This is a genomic window from Alcaligenes pakistanensis (assembly GCF_014652815.1).
Taxonomy (GTDB): domain Bacteria; phylum Pseudomonadota; class Gammaproteobacteria; order Burkholderiales; family Burkholderiaceae_B; genus Alcaligenes; species Alcaligenes pakistanensis.
In genome coordinates, this window is record NZ_BMZN01000016.1 from 1 (window position 1) to 506 (window position 506).

Annotated in this window: 1 protein-coding gene; it reads left to right on the plus strand. The window is 54.3% G+C overall.

What is annotated here, in order from left to right:
- Positions 1 to 506: Ig-like domain-containing protein (locus IE156_RS18310; RefSeq protein WP_189394110.1), on the plus strand; the 506-nt coding region annotated here is incomplete at both ends.

Sequence of the window (506 nt, forward strand, 5' to 3'; positions counted from 1 at the left end):
ATTCAAGACACGAACGTTAAAGCCAAGGTTGAGACTGAAGACGCGGCAGGTAACCCTGCTTCGGCTGAAGCTGACCGTGACTACGGCATCGATACGGATCTGCCTGAAGCCGAGATCGCGATCAATGTGATCGCTGAAGACGACGTGATCAACAAGGCTGAGTCCGAGTCCGACGTGACCATTACGGGTACCGTTGGCAAGGATGTTAAGGCTGGTGATACCGTGACCGTGACGGTCAATGGTAAGGACTACACCACGACCGTTAACGCTGACGGTAAGACCTGGAACGTAGACGTTCCTGGCTCTGAGTTGATCCAAGACACGAACGTTAAAGCCAAGGTTGAGACCGAAGACGCCGCTGGCAACCCAGCCAGCGCTGAAGCTGACCGTGACTACGGCATCGATACGGATCTGCCCGAAGCCGAGATCGCGATCAATGTGATCGCTGAAGACGACGTGATCAACAAGGCCGAATCGGAAGGTGATGTCACTATCACTGGTACGGT